We start from the raw sequence: 16,121 nt of genomic DNA on the forward strand, positions 1-16,121 counted from the left end.
GCCGGGTCGCCTACGCCGGCACGCCGAAGAAGTCCCTCAGCGGGCCGATCCGCCGCAGCACCAGACGGTCGAGCAGCAGCACGGCGAGCACGGAGATCCCGAACACCGGGAGCAGCACGCCGAGCCCCATCAACCCGACCAGGAGCAGCGGCGAGGCCTTGAGCGGCAGCCGGCCCCGCGGCGCACCCATCGACGTACCGCGGGGCCGACGCCGCCACCACATCAGCGGCCCCGTCACGCACATGAACATCACACCCACGCACATCAGCGCCGACGCCCAGAACGAGACGCGCCCGAGCGAGCGGCCCTCGTGCAGGCCGATGCCCTGCGCCACGACCTTGGCGAGCAGCGGGTAGTCGTCGAAGCCGTACGCCGACACGATGTCGCCGCCGTACTGGTCGACGTGCACCGTGCGCTCGTCCGACGGTGCGTCGAAGGCGTAGCCGATCACCGAGAAGACGCCCTCGTGGTCGGCCGGCATCGCCACCGTCATCGGGTGCCGCAGACCCTCGGCGTCGGCGACCGTGAGCGCGGTGTCCACGTTGGCGACACTGACGCCGTCGCCGTCATCCGTCGAACGCGGCACGGGCGACTCCCCCATCGCCCACGGCACGTCGGTCGCGTGGGAGTGCGGCAGCGACTCGTCGAGGCTGGACGTCGGGTCCGAGAGGGCACCGTGGTCGAGGCTCCACATGGACGAGCCGTTGGCGCTCGCCAGCCTCTGGACCTGAGCGCCCCAGACACCGGTCCACGGCAGCCCGGAGATCAGCAGTCCCAGCAGTCCGACGCCGACGAAGGCACCGACCGCGGCGTGGCGCATCCGCAGTCGCTGGCCGGTGCGCCGGGCCTGCCGACGGCGTGCCCTCCGGCCCTTCACGAGCAGGTAGTAGCCGGTCAGCGCCATCACGATCGCCCAGCACGCGGCGAGCTCGATGACCAGGTCGCCGAACCGGCCGCTCATCAGCTCGCTGTGCAGGCGGACGGCGTACCCGGAGAGCGTGGTGTCGGGGTCGAGCGAGCCGAGCACCTTCGCGCCGTAGGGGTTGACGTAGATGTCGCGGGTGCCGCCGCCGTCCTCGGTGAGTGAGAAGACGGTGCTGCGGTCGACGGCCGACGGCTCGGTCATCGAGACGATCGTGGCGTCGGGATGGGCGCGCTCGACGGCCGCCTGCTGCGCGGCGTACGGCTGTCGGATCTGGGTCGCGGACTCAGGAGCGACCTTCATGAGATCGGCGTGCAGGAGGGGCTCGAGCTGGAAGCGGAGCAGGTAGATCAGCCCAGTGCTGGCGAGCACCAGCAGGACGGGCACGACCAGGAAGCTGGCGTAGAAGTGCCAGCGCCAGAACGCCCGGAACCAGCCGGCGTTCTGCCGGCTCGGTCCCGGCGTCGTGCGCGGGGCAGGAGTGAGTACGTCGGTCATGCAGGGCTCTCCTCAGAGCGGCGCGCGGGCGCGCGCGGGTGGGCACGGGCCAGGAGCCCGTGCTGGGGATGGGTGCCGTGCTGCCTGGATCAGGCAGCCCCGGATCAGGCAGCCCTGGATCAGGCAGTGAGGAGAGCCGGCGGCCCGCGACGTACGACGACGCGGGAGAGGAGCTCGGGAGCCCGCGGCGGGCGTGGCTCCGCGGTGATCGGGACGACCGACGTCGGTGGCACGACGACGACGCGGCAGGCGGCGACCGCGGCGGCCAGCGGCCCGAGGGCAGCGCGGGACGCGAGCGCGACCAGTGACCACAGGGCACGCTCACCGGCGGCGAGCCAGAGGCCGACGAGGGCAGCCGCCGCGAGGTGCGCGAGCATCATCGACGCGTGCGCCGAGAGGTCGTTGATCAGGTGGCCGACGGGCACCGCGGGCGCGACCGCCGACGTGGTGCCGACGGTGGCGTCGTAGGAGTCCATCAGTGAGCCGAGCCGCCGCCCGTCGACATCGGGCAGGCCGCCAGCGCCGATGTGCGGCACGGTGGTGCCCCGGCGATCACCGGCGTGGCCCGCTGTGACCGTCAGCGCGACGTGCACGGCCGTCTGGCCGAACACAAGCAGGGTGACGATGCGGCGGCGCGATGCAGGGCGGTTCAGCAGGGCCGCGCTGAGCACGAGGGCGATCACGAGGAGCCCGGTCAGGACGGGCAGTCCGGGCAGCAGTCCGTCGGCGGACACGTGCCCCACGACCCCGGCCAGCATCGTCACGGCCGCCATCGCGAGCGCTCGCGACCAGACGAGGACCGGATCCATGGGACTCATTGTCACCTACGGCTGGTCCTGCGGCTGGTCGGAGGGTCGCCCCCGAAGAGGCCCCGGGTTTTGTTGGAACGTTCGCGCAACGCGCGTTGCGCGAACGTTCCAACAACGGCGACGGCCGTCAGTTGACGTTGCGGAACTCCGGGATGCCCTCGCCCAGCTGGATCGCCGAGACGGCGTCCTGCAGCGCGGTCAGAGCCACTCGCTGGGTCATCGGGCCGTACGACACCCGCGCCACGCCGAGCTCCTGGAGCCGAGTCGTCGACGGCGTGCCCGGAAGGCCGATGGTGGTCAGCTTCTGCGGACCGAAGGCCCCGACCAGCGTGGACACCATGTCCTCATCGAGCATCCCCGGCACGAACACGACCGGGGCCCCGGCGTCGAGGAAGGCCTTGCCGCGGTCGACCGCGTCAGCGAGTACGACGCCCGGATCCCGGTCACCGGCACGCACGAACGTGTCGGTGCGGGCGTTGAGCACGAAGTCGGGGACGCCCTCCGCCTCGGCTGCCTTCATGATCGCCTCGACCTGCGCCGCGGCCTCGGCAAGGGGCTTCATCTGGTCCTCGATGTTGGCGCCCACCACGCCTGCCCCGATCGCGCGGCGGATGGTCTCGGGTGCGTCGCCGTACCCGCCCTCGAGGTCGGCCGAGACCGGCAGGTCGGTGGCTCTCACGATGCGGCCGACCATGTCGAGCATCTCCCCGACCGGGATCTTCTCCCCGTCCGGGTAGCCGAGCGTCGCGGCGATCGAGTGACTGGCGGTGGCCAGGGCCCGCGTGCCGTCCATGGCGGCGACCACCTTGGCACTGACCGCGTCCCAGACGTTGACGACGGTCAGCAGCTCGGGTGCGGCGTGCAGGTTGAGGAGGTCGGTGGCGCGGGCGGCAGTGCCTGAGTCGGTCATGACTCTCAGCCTAGTGGCCCCTTCGCTCGTCCCAGGGTGGTAGATCCGCCGTGACGAAGTGGCTCAGCGGTGGCGCTGGTTGAGGTGTGAGGAGCGCAGCGACGAGCCTCGAAACCAAGACCGCCGAGTATCCTCAGGCACCCGAATCGGGGCGCCGAAATGTCGGTGGTCGGTGATTGGCTTCTCCTGTGGCGATCAGCACCAGCGAGCTTCCCGACATCGCGTCGGCGGTGCTGGCGTTCGCCCGTTCCCGCCGCCAGATGGCTGATCGGGCGGAGGCCGAGCTGCTGGTCGCAGCCTGTGAGTGGGCCGACCTGCACCCCGCCGAGTCGGTGTCGGATGCGGCCGCGTTCACGGTGCCGGGTGGGGGTGAGCATGAGGAGCCGGTCGCCGGTCCGGGTGCCCCGCTGGTCGCGGAGTTCTGCATTCCCGAGTTCGGTGCCGTCCTCGACCTCCACCAGCCGATCGTGTGTGACGGCTACCAGCCCTCGGCCCGGCTCCGCGAGCAGGTGATCCTGCGCGACCGCACCTGTGTGTTCCCCTGGTGCACGAGACCCGCCCGCGGCTGCGACCTCGACCACATCGTCCCCCGGGAACACGGCGGCCCCACAAGCACTGCGAACCTGGCTGCCCTGTGCCGGAGACACCACCGCCTCAAGACCCATTCGGCCTGGACCTATGTGCGCACCGGCCCCGCGGCGTACACCTGGACCAGCCCCCACGGCCACACCTACGTCCGCGACCCCGCCGGCACCGAACCGGGTTGACCACCACGCCCCACACCCCGCCAGAGGCCACACCGGCGGGGCCAGTGGCACGAAGACTGACAGTGGCAGCGACGTGCCCTACCAGCTCAGCCGAGCAACGAGCCGCTCGTTGGCAGCGTCCCAGTTCTCGGTCATCGACGTGCCGCCATGGCCGTCGCCTTCGTTGATGATGAGGCTGGATTGCGGCCAGGCGCGGTGCAGTTGCCAGGCTGTGACCGCCGGCGACGAGATGTCTCGCCGACCATGGATGAGGATCCCCGGGACCTCGTTCAGGCATTCCATGCGCTCGAGGATGGCCGGGGCGCAGAAGCCGTCGTGGGACCAGTAGTGCGCAGTGAGGCGTGCGAAGGCGAACCTGAAGCGCGCATCGTCCCATCGGGTGTCGCGGTGGAAGCCCCCGGTTCCGATCGAGATGTGGGTGTCCTCCCAGAGCGCCCATTCCGCGGAGGCGGCATCTCGCACCGCCGCATCAGGTGACTCGAGGAGGCTGGCGTACCCCTCGACCAGTCGCCCCTGTCCTCGTAGGTAGCCGATTCCCGAATTCTCCGCATGGCCGGCGAAGCGGTCCCACGCCTCGGGGAACACGGCGCCGATGCCTTCGGTCACCCAGTCGACCTCCCGGCGGCTGGTCGTCGTCACAGCGAAGGCCACCAAGCCGAGAACGCGCTGCGGGTGGGCCTGCGCATACGCCAGTGCCAAGGTGGCCCCCCAGGAGGCTCCGTTCACGATCCAGGCGTCGACCCCGCGGTGATCGCGAAGCTTCTCGATGTCGTTGACGAGATGGGCGGTGGTGTTGGTGGTGAGCGAAGTCGATAGCTCCGACGCGTGAGGCGTCGAGCGGCCACAGCCTCTCTGTTCGAAGCCGAGCACCCGCGTACGAGCCAGATCGAATCGGTTGCGGTAGTGACTGGTCCGCAGTCCACCCCCAGGGCCGCCGTGGAGATAGAGCGCCGGGACGCCGTCAGGCGATCCCCACTCCTCCCAGTAGACCTGCTGGCCGTCTCCGACCTCGAGCATCCCGCTGGCGGTGGGTACGTCGTCCGTGCGCATGCGCCCATGACACCACCCCCGACAGCAAGGCTCGGTCAGGCTGCGACCGGGGTCTCGACCTCAGCCCCAGAACACCCGCTCCACGACGGCGTGCGCCCGCCGGGTGACGCGCAGGTAGTCGTTCGCCATCCGGTCCGACTCCCCCGTCGGATAGCCGAGCACGCTCGCGACCGCGGCCTTCTCCTTGGCGTCGCGCGGCAGCTGGTCGGCCTTCCTGCCGCGCACCAGCGTGACGGCATTGCGCACCCGGCTGACGGTGCGCCAGGCAGCGGCGAGTACGGCGGCGTCGTCGGCATCGATGAGCCCGGCGTCGGCCGCGGAGTTGAGTGCGGTGAGCGTGCGGGGCGTGCGCAGCTGCGCCACCCGGCCGGCGTGGCGCATCTGCAGGAGCTGGACCGTCCACTCGACGTCGGCCAGGCCGCCCCGGCCGAGCTTGAAGTGGGTGTTCGGGTCGGCTCCCCGCGGCAGCCGCTCGATGTCGACCCGGGCCTTGATCCGGCGTACCTCGGTGACGTCGTCGTCCGTGATGCCCGACTCGGGGAAGCGCAACGGGTCGATCAGGGCGGTGAAGCGCTCCCGCAGCGCCGGGTCGCCGACGACCGGGTCGGCGCGCAGCAGCGCCTGGAACTCCCACACCTTCGACCACTTCGCGTAGTAGGCCGCGTAGGACTCGAGGGTGCGCACCAACGGTCCCTGCTTGCCCTCGGGACGCAGCCCGGCGTCGACCTCGAGGGCCGGGTCGGTGCCGGGCAGGGCGAGCAGGCGGCGTACCTCGTTGGCGACGGCGTGGGCGAACGACGCTGCCTCCTGCGGGTCAGCACCGGCGATCGGCTCGTAGACGAACATGACGTCGGCGTCGGAGGCGTAGGACAGCTCGAAGCCGCCATAGCGGCCCATGGCGACGACCGCCATCGTGGACAGCGCCTCGTCGAGCGACCGCTGGGCGCGCACCGACTCCGTCGCGACGGCCAGCGTCGCCTCCAGGGTGGCGTCGGTGAGCCGTGAGAGCCCCGCCCCGACCGCTTCGACGTCGTTCTCGCCCAGCAACTCCCCCACGGCGATGCGGAACAGCTCGCGGCGGCGTACGGCGCGGATCGCGCGGACGGCGTCCTCGGGGTCCGTCTGCCGCGAGGCGGTCGCCGCCATCTCGGTGCCGAGCGCCTCGGCCGTCAGCGGTGACAGGTCGTCGCCCAGCATCCGCACCCCCTGCGGCTCACGCACGAGCAGGTCGGTGGCGAAGCGGGACGTGCCGAGCACGGTGGCCAGGCGCTCCGCGACCTCGCCCTCGTCGCGCAGCAGGGCGAGATACCAGTGCGTGCTGCCGAGCGTCTCGCTGATCCGCCGGAAGCCGAAGAGCCCGGCGTCCGGGTCGGGTGCGTTGGCGAACCACTCGAGCATCACCGGCAGCAGGGTGCGCTGGATCGCGGCGGTGCGCGAGACGCCGGTCGTCAGCGCCTCGAGGTGCCGGAGCGCGGCCTTCGGGTCGGCGTACCCCAGCGCCGCCATCCGGCGCTCCGCCTGCTCGGGTGAGAGCCGCGCCTCGGCGCCCGGGATGCGGGCCACGGCGGTGAGCAGCGGCCGGTAGAAGAGCTTCTCGTGCAGTCGCCGCACCTCGCGACGGTGGTGCGCCCACTCGGTGGCGAGTGCCTTGACGGGGTCCTTGTGCAGACCCATCGAGCGGCCGAGTCGGCGCAGCGACGCCTCGTCCTCGGGTACGACGTGGGTGCGACGCAGTGCGAAGAGCTGGATGCGGTGCTCGAGCGACCGCAGGAAGACGTAGGCGTTGTGCAGGGCCTCGCCGTCCACGCGCCCGACGTAGCCGCCCCGGGTGAGACTGGCCAGCGCACTCAGCGTGGTGCCCTGCCGCAGAGCCGCGTCGCTGCGACCGTGCACGAGCTGTAGCAGCTGTACGGCGAACTCCACGTCGCGCAGGCCGCCGGCCCCGAGCTTGAGCTGACGGCCCGCCTCGTGGGCGGGGATGTGCTCGACGACCCGACGCCGCATCGCCTGCACGTCGCCCACGAAGCCCTCGCGGCCGGCGACGCTCCACACCATCGGGGCCACCATCTCGACGAACTCTCGCCCTAGCGCCAGGTCGCCCGCGACCGGCCGGGCCTTGAGGAGCGCCTGGAACTCCCAGGTCTTCGCCCAGCGTTCGTAGTAGCCGCGATGGCTCGCCAGCGTGCGGACCAGCGGTCCCGACTTGCCCTCGGGGCGCAGGTTGGCGTCGACCGGCCAGATGGTGCCCTCGCCGGTGTAGTCGGAGCAGACCTGCATCAGCTGGGAGGCCAGCTGGGTCGCGGCCCGGGTGGCCCGCGCCTCGTCGGCGCCGTCCGTCGGCTCGAAGACGAAGATCACGTCGACGTCGGAGACGTAGTTGAGCTCGTGGCCGCCGCACTTGCCCATCGCGACCACGGCCAGCCTCGCCAGCGCGGCGTCCTCGCCGACCCGCGCGCGGGCGACCGCCAGCGCCGCCTCCAGCGTGCCGGCCGCGAGGTCGGACAGCTCGGCCGCGGTGTCGTCGAGGGCCTGGCCGTGCGCGAGGTCGCGGGCGGCGAGACGAAGCAGCACCCGGCGGTACTCCACACGCAGCGCGTCGGGCGCCGCGCTCTCGGACAACGTGGACACCGGGCTCGGGTCGTCCGGGTCGGCACCGACCGCGCGCAGCAGGTCGGCACGGACGGCGTACGCCGAGGGCCGCGTCGAGCCGAGCGTCGGGTCGGTCAGGTCGCGCCAGTGGTCGGGATGCCGCGCGAGGTGGTCGCCGAGCGCTGAGCTCGCCCCCAGCACGAGCAGCAGCCGCATCGCGGTGCCCTCGTCGTCGGCGAGCTCGGCCAGCAGCGCGTCGCCCTCGCCGCACGCCGCCACCAGCCTGGCCAACCCCCGGAGAGCCAGGTCGGGGTCGGCCGCCCGACCGAGGATCGCCAGGAGCTCCTCCCCGCGAGGTCCCAGCGAATCGAGCTCGTCGAGTGCACGGTCGGCCTCCTGGAAGCCCAGCCGGGCCAGGCTCCCGCTCGTCGGTCGCTCGCTCCTCGCCACGGGCCCACCACTCCTGTCGACGGCGCTCAGATGACCGGCAGCATGCGGTCCCGCTCGAACGCGGAGACCTGGCCGCGGTACTCCTCCCACTCCGCGCGCTTGTTGCGCAGGAAGAAGTCGAAGACGTGCTCCCCGAGGGTCTCGGCGAGCAGCTCGGACTTCTCGGCGATGACGATCGCGTCGTTCAGCGTCTTGGGCAGGGGCGCGATGCCCAGGCTGGTGCGCTCCCGCTCGGTCAGCGACCAGACGTCGTCCTCGGCCTCGCGGGGCAGCTCGTAGCCCTCCTCGATGCCCTTCATCCCGGCGGCCAGCATCACCGCGAAGGCGAGATAGGGGTTGGCTGCCGAGTCGATGGTGCGCAGCTCCATCCGGGTCGACTGTCCCTTGTCGGGCTTGTACATCGGGACCCGGATCATCGCCGAGCGGTTGTTGTGCCCCCAGCAGATGTACGACGGTGCCTCGCCGCCGCCGATCAGCCGCTTGTAGGAGTTGACCCACTGATTAGTGACGCAGGTGATCTCGCTCGCGTGGCGCAGGACGCCCGCGATGAACTGGCGCCCGGTGGTGGAGAGCTGGTACTCCGCGCCGGCCTCGAAGAAGGCGTTGCGGTCGCCCTCGAAGAGCGACACGTGCGTATGCATGCCCGACCCGGGGTGGGTGGTGAACGGCTTGGGCATGAAGCTCGCCCAGATGTCCTGGCTCAGCGCCACCTCACGGATGACGGTGCGGAAGGTCATGATGTTGTCGGCGGTGGTCAGCGCATCGGCGTAGCGCAGGTCGATCTCCTGCTGCCCCGGACCGCCCTCGTGGTGGCTGAACTCCACCGAGATGCCCATCGACTCCAGCATGGTGATCGCCTCGCGGCGGAAGTCGGCGCCCATCGACTGGGCGGTGTGGTCGAAGTAGCCGCTGCGGTCGACCGGCACCGGCTCCTCCCCGGCCGACGGGGAGTTCTTGAAGAGGTAGAACTCGATCTCGGGGTGCGTGTAGAACGTGAAGCCCTTGTCGGCCGCCGCGCTGAGCGTGCGCTTCAGGACGTGCCGCGGGTCGGCGTACGACGGGCTGCCGTCGGGCATCACGATGTCGCAGAACATCCGGGCCGTCGACGGGCCCTCTCCGCGCCACGGGAGGATCTGGAACGTCGCGGGGTCGGGCTTGGCGAGCATGTCGGCCTCGTAGACCCGCGCGAAGCCCTCGATGGCCGAGCCGTCGAAGCCGATGCCCTCCGAGAACGCTCCCTCGAGCTCGGCGGGCGCGACGGCCACGGACTTCAAGAAGCCGAGCACGTCGGTGAACCACAGCCGCACGAACCGGACGTCGCGCTCCTCGAGAGCCCGAAGGACGAAGTCTTCCTGCTTACCCATGGCGCCCACTATCGCGCATGCGGACGGCGGTCGGGTGCCGCGCCCGGTCCGATGGTCGTCGCCGTCAGGACGACGGCGTGCACACGGTGACGTCCTGGGTCCCGAGGACGCCGTCGTACGCGCGCTGCATCGGCTTCAGCCACGCCTCGGTGCGGGCCGCCCAGGCCATCAACGCCAGCAGTCCGCCCGCCGTTGCCGTCGACGGTGACCCGGCGGACCTTGATCCGCATGGTGGCAGCCCGCGCGTCGGTGCCTGCCCAGCATGCGCTGGCGCGGCGCTCGAGGCGAGCCTCGCGGAAGGGGATCCTCTCGCCCACCTGCGCGCCGGCGTACCGGAAGGCAGCCAGCGCCACGTAGCCGGTGCTGCCCTCCCAAGGCGCTGACCGCGACGGAGAGACCCGGCGTCCGGTCGGTGGGCACAACGAAGGTGACGCGCCCGTCCTTGACCCGACGGGGCTTCGTGCTCCACACGTCGACGTCGCCGTCGGTGGTGTCGAGGACGGAGCTGAGACCGACCTCGCAGGTCTCACAGCCGACGACGCGGATCGTCAGTGGGTCGTCGCCTTGGCGGTCGGCGTGCTCACTGCCTGCGCCCCCACCGGGCCGACGCTGGTCGACAGCGCTGCGGCCGCGGCGACGCCGGCCGCGGACGACAGGACCCGACGTGCACTGGTGTTCATGCTTCTCCCACTCATTCGTCCGGGATCTGAGCCAGCTCCGTGAGCCAAGCGGCGGCCGAGGCGTCGGACGGCATCCGCCAGTCGCCGCGGGGGCTCATCGTCCCGCCGGCGCTGACCTTGGGGCCGTTGGGCAGCGCGCTGCGCTTGAACTGGTTGGCGAAGAAGCGCCTCACGAAGACCTCGAGCCATGCCTTGATCGTCGCCAGGTCGTACGCCGGCCGGTTCTCCTCGGGATAGCCCGGCGGCCAGTCGCCCTCGGACGCGTCATCCCAGGCGTGCCTGGCGAGGAACGCGATCTTGCTCGGCCGGAAGCCACGTCGTACGACGTGGAAGAGCGTGAAGTCCTGCAGGTTGTAGGGCCCGACGGACGCCTCCGTGGACTGCGGCTCGACCCCCTCGGTGTGCGGGACCAGCTCCGGGGTGATCTCCTGCTCGAGGATCTCGCGCAGCAGCTCGTTCGTGTCGTCCTCGAACTGACCGGAGTCGATGACCCAGCGGATCAGGTGCTGCACCAGCGTCTTGGGCACGCCGGCGTTCACGCTGTAGTGCGACATCTGGTCGCCGACGCCGTAGGTGCACCAGCCCAGGGCCAGCTCCGAGAGGTCGCCGGTGCCGACGACGATGCCGCCGCGCTGGTTGGCCAGCCGGAAGAGGTAGTCGTAGCGCAGCCCCGCCTGCACGTTCTCGAAGGTGACGTCGTAGACCGCTTCGCCCCGGGAGAAGGGGTGCTCGATGTCGGCGAGCATCTGGTTGGCCGAGGCGGTGATGTCGAGCTCCTCGAACGTCGTGCCGAGGCTCTTGGCCAGCCGGGTGGCGTACGACCGGGTCGTGTCGCCGGTCGCGAAGCCGGGCATCGTGAACGCCAGGATGTCGCTGCGGGGCCGGCCCAGACGGTCCATCGCCTTCGCCGCCACGATCAGCGCGTGGGTCGAGTCGAGCCCGCCGCTGACGCCGATGACCGGCTTGGGCGTGCCGATCGCGCGGATGCGCTGCTCGAGGCCGCAGACCTGGATGTTGTAGGCCTCGTAGCAGTCGAGGGCCAGTCGCTCGGGATCGTCCGGCACGAAGGGGAAGCGGTCGACCTTGCGCCGCAGCCCGATGTCGCCGGCCGGCGGGTCGAGGGTGAACGCGATCGTCCGGAAGATCCGGTCGCCGCCGTAGGTGCGCCGGTTGTCGTCGAACGTGCCCTGGCGCAGCCGCTCCTGCCGGATCCGGTCGAGGTCCACGTCGGCCACGGTGGCGGTCGCGCGCTCGGTGAAGCGCTCGCCCTCGGCGAGCAGGTCACCGCACTCGTAGACCATCGTCTGGCCGTCCCAGCTCAGGTCGGTGGTCGACTCGCCCTGGCCACCCGCGGCATAGAGGTACGCCGCGCTGCAGCGGCTGCTGGCACTGCGGACCAGCTGGCGGCGGTCCTCGGCCCGGGCCACGGTGATCGGGCTGCCCGAGAGGTTGGCGAGCACCGTCGCGCCGGCCAGCGACGCCTCCGCGCTGGGCGGGATCGGGACCCACATGTCCTCGCAGATCTCGACGTACAGCCGGAGGCCGGGCATGTCGATCGCCTCGAAGATCAGGTCGGGACCGAACGGCACGTCCTCGCCGGCGAGCCGGATCGTGCCTCCGCGACGGTCGTCTCCGGGGGCGAACCACCGGCGCTCGTAGAACTCGCGGTAGGTGGGCAGGTAGGACTTCGGGGCCACGCCCAGCACCCGCCCCCGGTGGATCACCACGGCGCAGTTGAGCACCCGGGTGCCGTGGATGAGCGGTGCCCCGACGACGAGCACCGGTAGGAGGTCGACGCTGGCCTCGACGATCTTCGCTATCGCTGCCTGCACGCCGTCAAGCAAGGTGTCCTGGAGGAAGAGGTCGTCGAGCGAATAGCCGCACAGCCCGAGCTCCGGGAAGATCGCCACCGCCACCGCGTCGTCGTGGCACACACGAGCCTGCTCCAGGACCGTCGCTGCGTTGGTGGCGGGGTCGGCGAGCGCGACCGGCACCGTCACCGTCGCGACGCGCGCGAAGCCGTGGGCATAGGCGGAGTAGAAGTCCACGCGGCGAGTCTAGGGCTGACCCGACCGAGGACCGTTCAGCGCTGGTACGTCGCCAGCCAGCGAGGTCCGTGCTCCTCCAGGCGAAGAGCCTCGAGCCCGCCGCGCGCGAGCCCTTCCATGAAACCCCGCGAGAGCGGGAACGGTGGCCCGCTGTCCGCCGGGTCGGCCCCGTCGGGTCGGAAGGCGACGGCGAACAGGGTGCCGCCCGGCGCGACCAACTCGGTGACGGCGTCGGCCATGTCCTCGCGCGGCGGGTCGGGGACTGCCTGCAGGGTGAAGATCTCGACCACGAGGTCGTACGCGCGGTGCCACTTCGACGGCAGGTCCAGCAGGTCGGCGACGCGGTATTCGACGGCGGAGTCGGGGCTGCGGCGACGTGCCTCGCCGATCGCTGTGGGCGAGAGATCGAAGGCGGCGGTGTCGAAGCCGCGCGACGCGAGGTACTCCGCGTCCGCCCCCAGGCCGCAGCCGACGACGACGGCACGTCTGCCGGTGCCGTCGAGGCTGGCGTCGTCGGCCCACTCCTGCAACAACGGGTGCGGCGTGGTGCGGTCCCAGGGCATCGACACCTGACCCGCGGCGCCCTCGGCGTACAGCTCGTCGAACCAGGCAGTCGGGTCCCCTCGCCCGATGGCCTCCGCCGACAGCTCGTCGGCGCGGACGTCCCAGTCCCTGGGTTGTGTCATGAAGACATTCTGCCCCGGGCCGCATGGCTGATCGAGCGACCGAGTCGATCTGGCTGCACGTCAGGGGTTTGAGCACGGCCCGGACGCGGGATAGTCACCCCATGGCGGCCCCTGATCCTGCGCGCGACGACCCGTTCTTCGCGGAGCTGCGGCGCAAGCACCCCGACGTCGACATCGTGCTGCTCCCACCGGTGGATCCCGCTCCACCCGACCTGCCACCCGCCACGATCGGGCAGGCGCTGGCGACCCGGCGCCACGCCCTCGCCGTGGTCGAGGCCCTCTGGGGTCGCATCGACCGGACGCTCGAGTCGCCCGTGCAGTTCTGGTGGCCCCAGGCCGACCCGCGGCTCCAGCGGTACGTCGTGATGGCCGCCATCGCAGACCTGGAGGAGGGCGAGACGGAGGCGGTCACCAACCGGATCGCCCGGGCGCTGCTCGACCTCGGCTGGCAGCCGCAGCCGTCCCCGGCCGACCAGCCGGCCCTGCTGGCCCGGGTGGGTTCCCTGGACGTCAAGGTGACCGGTCACGACTCGGCCGTCGCGGTGGAGATCGTCTCCGATCCGCTGCACCTGACGCCCGAGACGATGAGCCGGCTGGCGGAGGCCTCATGACGCTCCAGGTGTGGAACCAGAAGCTGAGGAAGGCCGCTGCCGACTGGGAGGAGCAGGGCGACGACCTGCACGGCGCGGGCAAGACGCTGGCCGGCGCCGAGAGCACCGTGGACCTGCTGGGCTCGCGGGTGGCGCCCGTTGCGACGTCGTTCCTGGCGACCTGGGGCAAGGAGATCCAGAGCCTGCGTTCGAGGGCCAACAAGAACAGCACCGACCTCGCCACCACCGCCGACGAGTTCCTCACCTCCGACAAGGACACCGTCGACGCCATGCAGCGGCTGCTGTCGTGGGAGGACCGCAACACCCTGCCGGTCCAGCCGAGGGGGATGCGATGACGCAGATCGACGTGCCCGCAAAGATCGCGCAGATCGCCGAGCTGGAGGCCAAGGCCGGCGCTTCGTCGATCACCACCGCCCTCCGAGCCTCGGCGACGGCCCTGAGCGACGTGGCGACCTGGACCACCAGCCACGGGGCACCAGCCGACTGGACCGGTGACGCTGCCGAGGCCGCCGACCACGCGATGACCGCCTTCGGCAAGGACGCCGACGCCGTGACCGCCGCCCTGGAGAAGGCGACCGGGGCCTGCGACACCTACGTCGACCAGGTCGTCCAGCTCACGGCCGACCGGGAGGGCCTCGAGGCCGACCGGATCGAGCTCAACAACGACATCGACGCCCTGCTCGCCGAGATCGAGAGCTCGACCGAGGAGGACGTGCCGGCCCTCCAGACCAAGGCCCAGACCCTGCGCAGCCGGGCGACCACGATGCGCGGCGGGATCACCGGCTTCTGGGAGCGCGTGACCGCCGCGGAGGACCGCTTCATCGACGTGCTCCGGTCGGTCGACACCAAGGCGGAGGCGACGGACGCAGCCACCAGCAGTGGCCGACCCGACACGGGCGAGCTGATCAACCAGCTGAAGAACGTCGGCACCGAGCCCGCGGCCATCACGGCCTGGTGGAACGGACTCTCGGACGCCGAGCGCGAGGCGCTCAAGATCAGCGACCCCGACCTGGTCGGGAACCTCAACGGAATCCCCACCGGCGACCGCGACGAGGCGAACCGTACGTCGCTGCAGCGAGACCTCGACTACCTCAACGGCATCGGCGAGGACGGCGAGCAGCTGACCGACGACCAGCGTCGGCACCTGACGAACGCCGAGAGTGCTCGCGACGCCCTCAACATCCCCGCGGCCATGGGTCACGACGACGTCGACGTGAACCTGATCGTCTTCCAGCCGACCGCCTTCAACGGTGACGGGGCAGCGGCGGTCAGCTACGGCGACCCGGACACCGCCGACAACACTGCCGTGATCGTGCCCGGCATCATGAACGACGGCGCCTCGATCGCCGGTCAGGGCAGGGACGCCTACACGCTGTACCGCGAGGGGATCAGGAACGGCGAGTCGATGGCGAGCATCGCCTGGATGGGCTACGACTCACCGAACTGGAACCCCCAGGGAGTCCTGGACTACCCCGGCAGTGGGCTCGACATCGGCAGCGTGGTCACGGAGGACAAGGCCATCGCTGGCGGGCACGCGCTGTCCGACTTCGTCGATGGGCTGCGTGCCACCGACGAAGGCGACAGGTCCCACCTCTCGGTGATCGGGCACAGCTACGGCTCCACGACTGCGGCGCACGCCGCCGCCGGTGATGGGCTGGACGCCGACTCCCTGACGCTGATCGGGAGCCCCGGCGCGGGTGGCGACGACGTCAACGGCGTCGGCGACCTGCACATGCCCGAGGGCTCGGTCTACGCCGGCTCCGCCGACAACGACTTCGTCAGCTGGCTCGGGCGCGACGGTGACCTCGGCATGGGCCAGGACCCGACCCAGGCCGACTTCGGCGCCAAGGTGTTCGGCGTGGACCCCGGTGCCGACTTCCACGCGGAGAACATCGGTCAGGGAGTCACTAACCACACGTCGTACTTCGCCGAGGACAGCCAGAGTCTCGACAACCTCACCAAGATCGCCCAGGGCGACGAGCCGGACATCGTCGGCGGCCGCACTCAGGAGGCCAACGACTATGCCAAGGACTGGGCGCGCGACGAGGTGGTGCACCAGGCCGACCGCGCGGTCGATGCGGTGGTCGACGAGGTCGAGGAAACCTACGAAGACGGCAAGAAATGGATCGGTGACCGGTGGGACGACGTCACGCGCATCTTCTAGGGTCGTCGGCATGACTCGAGTCGCCCTGTGCCTGGTGGTCGCCCTGCTGGTTTCCGGTTGTTCGTTCGGTCAGGGCTCGGAGCCGGGTGGCGAGAACGACGCCGAGGCGTTCAAGAAGACGATGGACGCGCTGGCCCGCGAGCTGCTGCCCGAGCTGCGGACAGCCGTGCACGGGGGCGAGGTGAAGGGGCTCGAAGCCGACTTCTACGAGCCTGGCGGCAGCTTCGGGGTGTGGAAGTACAACGCCCAGGGAGTGATCGAGGCACCGAGAGGGTCAGCCGAGGAGATCTTCACGGCAGTGGCGAGCGTCTTCGAGGAGCACGGCCTGAAGGTCGAGCGCGACCCCGAGGGCGACGACGTGACCGGTCGCAAGGACGGCGTCCTGGTCAAGGTCGCGCGGACCCTCCACAGCGAGGTGGAGTCGGTCTCGCGGCTCGACGTCGTCTTCGTCTCCGACGACGGCCTCTCCTCGCGCGACGACTTCGCCGAGGACTCGCCCCCCGAGGACTACACCACCTACGTGAAGTGACCGGCGCCACAGCGCCACCGGTCCTCCCCCGGACTAGCCTGAAG

Annotated in this window: 14 protein-coding genes; 5 read left to right on the forward strand and 9 right to left on the reverse strand. The window is 71.0% G+C overall.

Features of this window, described 5'->3' with window-relative positions; translation table 11 throughout:
- Positions 1 to 10 precede the first annotated feature (10 nt).
- From ACP7BP_RS18390 to ACP7BP_RS18400, 3 genes are all read right to left on the reverse strand, one after another.
- Positions 11 to 1,420 carry a PepSY-associated TM helix domain-containing protein gene (locus ACP7BP_RS18390; protein WP_426246696.1) on the reverse strand — a complete coding sequence of 470 codons (1,410 nt, stop codon included), beginning with the start codon at positions 1,418 to 1,420 and terminating at the stop codon, positions 11 to 13.
- Positions 1,421 to 1,539: 119 nt separating this feature from the next.
- Positions 1,540 to 2,229: a hypothetical protein gene (locus tag ACP7BP_RS18395; protein ID WP_426246698.1), complete on the reverse strand. Its 690-nt coding sequence runs from the start codon at positions 2,227 to 2,229 to the stop codon at positions 1,540 to 1,542.
- Positions 2,230 to 2,356: 127 nt separating this feature from the next.
- The gene (locus ACP7BP_RS18400) at positions 2,357 to 3,139 is read right to left on the reverse strand and encodes an isocitrate lyase/PEP mutase family protein (RefSeq protein ID WP_426246699.1); all 783 of its coding nucleotides are present in this window, start codon (positions 3,137 to 3,139) and stop codon (positions 2,357 to 2,359) included.
- Positions 3,140 to 3,327: 188 nt separating this feature from the next.
- Between ACP7BP_RS18400 and ACP7BP_RS18405 the strand changes: the two genes are divergently transcribed.
- The gene (locus ACP7BP_RS18405) at positions 3,328 to 3,906 is read left to right on the forward strand and encodes an HNH endonuclease signature motif containing protein (protein WP_426246700.1); all 579 of its coding nucleotides are present in this window, start codon (positions 3,328 to 3,330) and stop codon (positions 3,904 to 3,906) included.
- A 78-nt stretch (positions 3,907 to 3,984) separates the two neighbouring features.
- Here the strand turns inward: ACP7BP_RS18405 and ACP7BP_RS18410 are convergent, their stop codons facing one another.
- The 6 genes from ACP7BP_RS18410 to ACP7BP_RS18435 all read right to left on the reverse strand — a co-directional run bounded on the left by ACP7BP_RS18410 (position 3,985) and on the right by ACP7BP_RS18435 (position 12,773).
- Complete coding sequence (locus tag ACP7BP_RS18410) at positions 3,985 to 4,956, reverse strand: alpha/beta fold hydrolase (protein WP_426246702.1); 972 nt, start codon at positions 4,954 to 4,956, stop codon at positions 3,985 to 3,987.
- 60 nt (positions 4,957 to 5,016) lie between these two features.
- Positions 5,017 to 7,995: a bifunctional [glutamine synthetase] adenylyltransferase/[glutamine synthetase]-adenylyl-L-tyrosine phosphorylase gene (locus ACP7BP_RS18415; RefSeq protein WP_426246704.1), complete on the reverse strand. Its 2,979-nt coding sequence runs from the start codon at positions 7,993 to 7,995 to the stop codon at positions 5,017 to 5,019.
- 26 nt (positions 7,996 to 8,021) lie between these two features.
- Positions 8,022 to 9,359 carry a glutamine synthetase family protein gene (locus tag ACP7BP_RS18420; protein WP_426246706.1) on the reverse strand — a complete coding sequence of 446 codons (1,338 nt, stop codon included), beginning with the start codon at positions 9,357 to 9,359 and terminating at the stop codon, positions 8,022 to 8,024.
- 548 nt (positions 9,360 to 9,907) lie between these two features.
- Positions 9,908 to 10,039 carry a hypothetical protein gene (locus ACP7BP_RS18425; RefSeq protein WP_426246708.1) on the reverse strand — a complete coding sequence of 44 codons (132 nt, stop codon included), beginning with the start codon at positions 10,037 to 10,039 and terminating at the stop codon, positions 9,908 to 9,910.
- Positions 10,040 to 10,050: 11 nt separating this feature from the next.
- Positions 10,051 to 12,087, reverse strand: coding sequence for an NAD(+) synthase (locus tag ACP7BP_RS18430; protein WP_426246710.1), 2,037 nt, complete (start codon positions 12,085 to 12,087; stop codon positions 10,051 to 10,053).
- A 35-nt stretch (positions 12,088 to 12,122) separates the two neighbouring features.
- Positions 12,123 to 12,773, reverse strand: coding sequence for a class I SAM-dependent methyltransferase (locus ACP7BP_RS18435; RefSeq protein WP_426246711.1), 651 nt, complete (start codon positions 12,771 to 12,773; stop codon positions 12,123 to 12,125).
- Between the two features lie 101 nt (positions 12,774 to 12,874).
- Between ACP7BP_RS18435 and ACP7BP_RS18440 the strand changes: the two genes are divergently transcribed.
- From ACP7BP_RS18440 to ACP7BP_RS18455, 4 genes are read left to right on the forward strand one after another with little or no spacing between them, the layout of a single operon-like run.
- A complete protein-coding gene (locus ACP7BP_RS18440; protein WP_426246713.1) occupies positions 12,875 to 13,384 on the forward strand; it encodes a hypothetical protein in 510 nt (169 codons plus the stop codon).
- A complete protein-coding gene (locus tag ACP7BP_RS18445; RefSeq protein WP_426246715.1) occupies positions 13,381 to 13,719 on the forward strand; it encodes a hypothetical protein in 339 nt (112 codons plus the stop codon). The genes ACP7BP_RS18440 and ACP7BP_RS18445 overlap by 4 nt, the downstream gene beginning before the upstream one ends.
- Positions 13,716 to 15,548, forward strand: coding sequence for an alpha/beta hydrolase (locus ACP7BP_RS18450; protein WP_426246716.1), 1,833 nt, complete (start codon positions 13,716 to 13,718; stop codon positions 15,546 to 15,548). The genes ACP7BP_RS18445 and ACP7BP_RS18450 overlap by 4 nt, the downstream gene beginning before the upstream one ends.
- 10 nt (positions 15,549 to 15,558) lie before the next feature.
- On the forward strand, positions 15,559 to 16,077 hold the full coding sequence (locus ACP7BP_RS18455) for a hypothetical protein (protein WP_426246718.1): 519 nt from the start codon (positions 15,559 to 15,561) through the stop codon (positions 16,075 to 16,077).
- The last annotated feature ends 44 nt before the right edge of the window (positions 16,078 to 16,121 follow it).

It is taken from the genome of Nocardioides sp. LHG3406-4 (genome assembly GCF_049897745.1).
Taxonomy (GTDB): Bacteria; Actinomycetota; Actinomycetes; order Propionibacteriales; family Nocardioidaceae; genus Nocardioides.

Coding starts and splice junctions, on each gene's coding strand:
- ACP7BP_RS18390 (WP_426246696.1), bottom strand. CDS start 1,420: ATGACCGACGTACTCACTCCTGCCCCGCGCACGACGCCGGGACCGAGC.
- ACP7BP_RS18395 (WP_426246698.1), bottom strand. CDS start 2,229: ATGGATCCGGTCCTCGTCTGGTCGCGAGCGCTCGCGATGGCGGCCGTG.
- ACP7BP_RS18400 (WP_426246699.1), bottom strand. CDS start 3,139: ATGACCGACTCAGGCACTGCCGCCCGCGCCACCGACCTCCTCAACCTG.
- ACP7BP_RS18410 (WP_426246702.1), bottom strand. CDS start 4,956: ATGCGCACGGACGACGTACCCACCGCCAGCGGGATGCTCGAGGTCGGA.
- ACP7BP_RS18420 (WP_426246706.1), bottom strand. CDS start 9,359: ATGGGTAAGCAGGAAGACTTCGTCCTTCGGGCTCTCGAGGAGCGCGAC.
- ACP7BP_RS18425 (WP_426246708.1), bottom strand. CDS start 10,039: ATGAACACCAGTGCACGTCGGGTCCTGTCGTCCGCGGCCGGCGTCGCC.
- ACP7BP_RS18435 (WP_426246711.1), bottom strand. CDS start 12,773: ATGACACAACCCAGGGACTGGGACGTCCGCGCCGACGAGCTGTCGGCG.
- ACP7BP_RS18440 (WP_426246713.1), top strand. CDS start 12,875: ATGGCGGCCCCTGATCCTGCGCGCGACGACCCGTTCTTCGCGGAGCTG.
- ACP7BP_RS18445 (WP_426246715.1), top strand. CDS start 13,381: ATGACGCTCCAGGTGTGGAACCAGAAGCTGAGGAAGGCCGCTGCCGAC.
- ACP7BP_RS18450 (WP_426246716.1), top strand. CDS start 13,716: ATGACGCAGATCGACGTGCCCGCAAAGATCGCGCAGATCGCCGAGCTG.
- ACP7BP_RS18455 (WP_426246718.1), top strand. CDS start 15,559: ATGACTCGAGTCGCCCTGTGCCTGGTGGTCGCCCTGCTGGTTTCCGGT.